This is a genomic window from Methylobacterium sp. WL18 (genome assembly GCF_008040015.1).
GTDB classification, from domain to species: domain Bacteria; phylum Pseudomonadota; class Alphaproteobacteria; order Rhizobiales; family Beijerinckiaceae; genus Methylobacterium; species Methylobacterium mesophilicum.
The window spans coordinates 1-5145 of record NZ_VRVD01000331.1 but is presented as its reverse complement, the minus strand read 5'-3'; the positions used below and the strand labels follow the sequence as shown (position 1 = coordinate 5145).

The following is a 5145-nucleotide window of genomic DNA, read 5'->3' as shown; positions in this document are numbered from 1 at the left end:
GGCCAGCTCCGGAGTCTCCTGGAGGATCCCGGCGCCGCGATCCGGGACGGGCTGACGGCCGCCGCCGGGCTCGGGGCGGTGTTGACGCAGGCCGCCGCGGCCACAACGGAACTCGCCGAGATCGCCGAGGCCCTGGCGGCGGCCGATCCGGCCCTGACGACGTCGCTGCAGGCCGCGTTGGCCGACGAGCTGCCCCTGTCCCGGCGGGACGGTGGCTTCGTCATGGCGGGGTTTTCCGCGGAGGTGGACGAGGCCCGGCTGCTCGGCCAGGACTCGCGCAAGGTCGTGGCGGCACTCCAGGCCCGCTACGCCGAGGAGACCGGTTGCCGAACGCTGCGGATCAAGCACAACAACCTGCTCGGTTATTTCATCGAGGTTCCGCAATCGGTGGGTGAGGCCTGCCTCAAGGGCCTTCAGCGGGAGTTCGTGCATCGCCAGACCATGGTCGATGCGATGCGCTTCACGAGCGTCGAACTGGGCGACCTGGAGCGAAGGATCTCCGGCGCTTCGGACCGCGCGCTGGCGCTCGAATCCGCGATCTTCGAAGAACTGGCCGGCCGTATCGTCGAACAGTCTTCGCAGACTGCGCGCGTCGCCGAAGCTCTGGCGTCTCTCGACGTCGCGGCCAGCAACGCGGAACTCGCGGTCGAGCTGGACTGGCGGCGGCCCGAGGTGGACGATTCCCTGGCCTTCGCGATTGTCGGCGGTCGTCACCCGGTGGTTGAGGCCGCCCTGCGTCGGGCGGGCGAACCGTTCATCGCCAACGATTGCGACCTGTCGGGCGAGACGCGCGGCCGGATCCGTCTGATCACCGGCCCGAACATGGGCGGAAAGTCGACCTTCCTGCGCCAGAACGCCCTGATCGCCGTCCTGGCTCAGATGGGCGCGTTCGTCCCGGCGGCGTCGGCGCGGATCGGGCGGGTCGACCGCCTGTTCTCGCGGGTGGGCGCCGCCGACGACCTCGCGCGCGGGCAATCGACCTTCATGGTCGAGATGGTCGAGACCGCCGCGATCCTCAATCAGGCGAGCCGGCGCTCCCTGGTGATCTTGGACGAGATCGGCCGCGGCACCGCGACCTTCGACGGGCTGTCGATCGCCTGGGCCTGCCTGGAGCATCTCCACGAGGCCAATGCCTGCCGGGCACTGTTCGCTACGCATTTCCACGAGCTGACCGCGCTCGGCGACCGGCTGGCACGGCTCGACAACGCGACCCTGAAGGTGGCCGAGCACCGCGACGGCGTGGTCTTCCTGCACGAGGTGGTGCCCGGCATCGCCGAGCGCAGCTACGGCCTCCAGGTGGCGCGGCTCGCCGGGCTGCCGGCCAGCGTGGTCACCCGGGCCGGGGCGATCCTGAAGAGCCTGGAGAAGGCCGAGCGCGGGCGTCCGGCCCGGGCCAAGATCGACGACCTGCCCCTGTTCGCGGCGCTCGCCCCGCCACCGCCGCCTGAGCCGCCGGCCGAGGATCCGATCGGCACGCTGCTCGACACCATCGATCCGGACGCGCTGACGCCCCGGGAGGCGCTGGACGCGCTCTATCGGCTCAAACGCGAGCGGGCGGAGAAGCGGTGATCGCGGTGTAACCGGCGTCTCCCACCACCCCCCCTCATCGTGTGGTGCTGCGCAGCAGCCACGAAGGATCCCTTCAGCCGGCAGCGCGATCCCAGGAAGATACCTTCGAGGCCTCCGCTTCGCTCCGACACCTCACGATGAGGGCGTTTGACGGGAGAATGGGGTCTCCAAAAAATTACGGCGCCGGCGCAAAATGAAAGCCGTCCGGCGCGCCATGCTCCGGCGCGCGGCCGGCCCTGCGGTCGGCGACCCAGTCCAAGATGCTGGCGACGACGCGCTCCGAATAGGGCTTGGCGATCACCCCGATGGCGCCGGCGAAGTCCTCCGGGATGCGCTTCGCGTTGGCGGTCATGAACACCACGGTGATCCGCGGATCCGCCGAGAGCGCCCGGGCGACCTCGACGCCGGTGGGGCCGTCGACCAGGTGGATATCCACGAAGGCGACGTCCGGGGTGGCCGAGCGCCCCAGCGCGATGGCTTCGGTCGAACTCCCGGCGATGCCGACGGTGACGTGCCCGAGATCGTCCAGCAGGCATTCGAGTTCGAGGGCGATCAGCACCTCGTCCTCGACCACGAGGATGCGGAGCGCAGCGTCCGTGCCGGCGTTCCCGCCCCTCATGCGCTGTCCCCATCCCGTTGCAGGGCCAACTTGCGGATCGCAGATCCGGGAAGGCTCCAGGTTCTTCATCGAGTCTCGACGTGGTCCGAGAGCCGGCACCGGCTTTCGGGATGGTGTTCAGGGGCTCTGAGCTTGAAGCCTTTGAGCCGAAGACTCAAGCCGGCGCCAGGAGCGGGATATCGATCTCGACATGGGTGCCGGGTCCGGCATCGGCCCAGGCGATGGTGCCCCGCAGCTGGCGCACCACCATCTCCACGAGATTGCGACCGAAGCCGGCGGGGTTCGGGGCCGCCGCCGCGATGCCGACGCCGTCGTCGCGGATCGTCAGGCGCATCCCGGCCTCGGTGCGGCGGGCGGTGATCGAGACGCGGCCCTCGCGCGCATCCGGGAAGGCATGGCGCAGGGCGTTCGCGGTCAATTCATGGATGAGCAGGGCGAGCGGTGCCGCCATGGCCGCCGCCACCGAGATCGGCTCGACCTCGGCCTCGACCCGTCGCGTCCCGTGATCGAGACCGGCATTCACGTCGGACAGGAACTCGGCCGCGAAGTCGCCGAGGTTGAAGTGGGTGCAGTCGCCCTCGGAGTAGAGCATCCGGTGCGCGGTCGAGAGCGCACCGATCCGCTCGGCCATGCCCTGGAGTGCGTCCCGGGCCTCCCCCTCCGGAGTACGCCGGGCCTTGAGCAGCATCAGCGAGGAGATCACCTGAAGATTGTTCTTCACCCGGTGATCGACCTCGTGGAGCAGGGCGGTCTTCTGCTCCAGGGCGGCGCTCAGATCGTGGGTGCGGGCCGCGACCAAGCGCTCCAACTCGTCGTTGTTCACCCGCATGGTGAACTCGCGCTCGCGGGTGTGGGTCATGTCGGATTGCGCCGCGTAGAAATACGCGAGGCCGGCCGCGTCGTGGACCGGCGTGATCGTCATCGCGCTCCAGTAGGGCGTGCCGTCCTTACGGTAGTTCAACAGCTCGGAGTTAATCGAATCGCCGGCTTCGACGGCGGCGCGGATCCGGGCGACCTCCGCCTTGTCGGTTCCCGGCCCCTGCAACATGCGGCAATTGCGTCCGACGAGTTCGTGGACGGCGAAACCGCTCAGTTCGACGAACGCGTCGTTGACCCAGGAGATCGGGTTGTCCGGCGCGCGCGCGTCCGTGATCACCATCGGGGATGGCGAACGGGCAAAGGCATCGACCAGCATCGCATGGGGCGGACTGGGCTCGGGGCGGGCACTCAACGCATCATTCCACACTCGATCGACCTGGCTCTGCGATGCGGCGGCACCGATCACGCCCCGCGCATGCAGGACGTGGAGACCACGTTAAGCAGGCATCGACCATGATTTAGGCGCACAGCCCCCCGATTCAGCCAAGACCCGAACGGCGCAAGGCTGCCACGATTTCGCGGGATCAAGGCCATTAAGGCTCAGGAGTTCCATGCCATGGCCAACCCGCCACAGGCTGCGCGCCGCTTTCACCTGCGCGACATCGTCGAGGATCGCCGAATCCTGCTGATGCTGGCGCTCGGGTTTTCCTCCGGGCTCCCGCTCCTGTTGGTGCTCGGGACCTTCACGCTCCGGCTCGCCTTCTCGGATATCGACGTGCGGGCGATAGGCCTGTTCAGCTACGTCGCGCTGCCGTACTCGCTGAAGTTCCTGTGGGCCCCGGCGATCGACCGTTTGAACGTGCCGGGCTTGAGCAAGCTGCTCGGCCGGCGGCGGGCCTGGATGGTGACCACGCAGGCGGCTGTCGCCCTGTGCCTGATCCTGATGGCCTTCTCGGACCCGAAGACCAACCTGGCGCTGCTCGGCTTCGGAGCCTTCCTGGTGGCGTTCTGCGCGGCGAGCCAGGACGTGGTGGTGGACGGCTGGCGCATCGACGCCGCCGGAAGCGACTTCCAGGGCATCCTGGCGGCGACCTCGAACCTCGGCTACCGGCTCGGGCTGATCGCGGCCGGCGCCGGGGCCCTGTTCATCGCGTCCTCCGGGGGCTGGACGCTGGCCTACCTGATCATGGCGGCCCTGATGCTGGTCGGGATGATCGCGGCGCTGCTGGCACCGGCCTTCGACGCGCCCGCGCGGGTGCAGGCCGACGCCACCGGGCATTCCCGGTTCTGGTCGATGCGCCGGGCCGTGCTGGAGCCGCTGACCGAGCTGCACGGCCGCTTCGGCGGGGCGCTGTGGGGCATCCTGCTGCTGGTGGCGCTCTACCGCCTGCCGGATTTCCTGTCGGGCGTGATGGCGAGCCCCCTCTACCGGACGCTGGGCTTCGATCTGAAAGAGATCGCCACCGTCACCAAGCTGTACGGCATCTGGGTCGGCATCGCGGGCGGCTTCGCCGGCGGCTGGGCCCTGGCGCGGCTCGGCCTGTTCCCGACATTGCTGCTCGGCGCCTTCCTGGCTGCATCCTCGCACCTGTCCTTCGCCTGGCTGTCGGCCGGCGCCCCCGAGATCTGGCGCCTGACGGTGGCGATCTCGATCGAGAACTTCTGCGGCTCCTTCGCCGGCATCGTGCTGATCGCCTACATGTCGAGCCTCACCAGCCCGGCCTACGCGGCGACGCAGTACGCGCTGTTCTCCTCACTCTACGCCCTGCCGGGCAAGCTGATCGCGGGCTCGTCCGGCTTCGTCGTGGCGGCGATCGGCTATCCGGCTTTCTTCGTGATGACCTCCCTGGTCGGGATCCCGGTGCTGATCCTCTGCCTCGCGGTCGGACGGCGTGGGCAGCGACAGGACGAAGCCGCGGCGCGGGCGGCCGAGGAGGCGGGGAACCGCATCCCGGCGCCCGACCTTCCTTCCACGGCGCGGGCTTCCGGCACCGCGTGATGCGATCAGATCCAGGAATTTACGGATGAGCACGAGCGACCTCACTCGCGCCGACGCGACGATGCCGGCGCCGATCCCCGAAATCGCTTTGAGCGATGCGGACCTCGCCGCCCTGCGCCGGGCCGTGGCGGTGCTGGAG

At 69.2% G+C, this 5145-nt stretch carries 4 protein-coding genes; 2 read left to right on the top strand and 2 right to left on the bottom strand.

Annotated features, from left to right (window positions below):
• The coding region (gene mutS, locus FV228_RS19775; protein WP_147856176.1) for a DNA mismatch repair protein MutS at nt 1-1569 on the top strand (1569 nt) is incomplete at its 5' end.
• Nucleotides 1570-1744: 175 nt separating this feature from the next.
• Here mutS and FV228_RS19770 read toward each other — a convergent pair.
• Together FV228_RS19770 and FV228_RS19765 are read right to left on the bottom strand one after the other, a co-directional pair.
• A complete protein-coding gene (locus tag FV228_RS19770) occupies nt 1745-2188 on the bottom strand; it encodes a response regulator (RefSeq protein ID WP_147856175.1) in 444 nt (147 codons plus the stop codon).
• Nucleotides 2189-2342: 154 nt separating this feature from the next.
• On the bottom strand, nt 2343-3383 hold the full coding sequence (locus FV228_RS19765; protein WP_147856177.1) for a histidine kinase dimerization/phosphoacceptor domain -containing protein: 1041 nt from the start codon (nt 3381-3383) through the stop codon (nt 2343-2345).
• 240 nt (nt 3384-3623) lie between these two features.
• On the opposite strand from FV228_RS19765, the gene FV228_RS19760 reads away from it, so the two are divergent.
• Nucleotides 3624-5006, top strand: a complete 1383-nt coding sequence (locus FV228_RS19760; RefSeq protein ID WP_147856174.1) for an AmpG family muropeptide MFS transporter — start codon at nt 3624-3626, stop codon at nt 5004-5006.
• Nucleotides 5007-5145: the final 139 nt, after the last annotated feature.

Bases quoted from the DNA above. Each gene is read 5' to 3' on its own strand.
- FV228_RS19760 (WP_147856174.1), top strand. From the start codon at position 3,624: ATGGCCAACCCGCCACAGGCTGCGCGCCGCTTTCACCTGCGCGACATC.
- FV228_RS19770 (WP_147856175.1), bottom strand. From the start codon at position 2,188: ATGAGGGGCGGGAACGCCGGCACGGACGCTGCGCTCCGCATCCTCGTG.
- FV228_RS19765 (WP_147856177.1), bottom strand. From the start codon at position 3,383: ATGCTGGTCGATGCCTTTGCCCGTTCGCCATCCCCGATGGTGATCACG.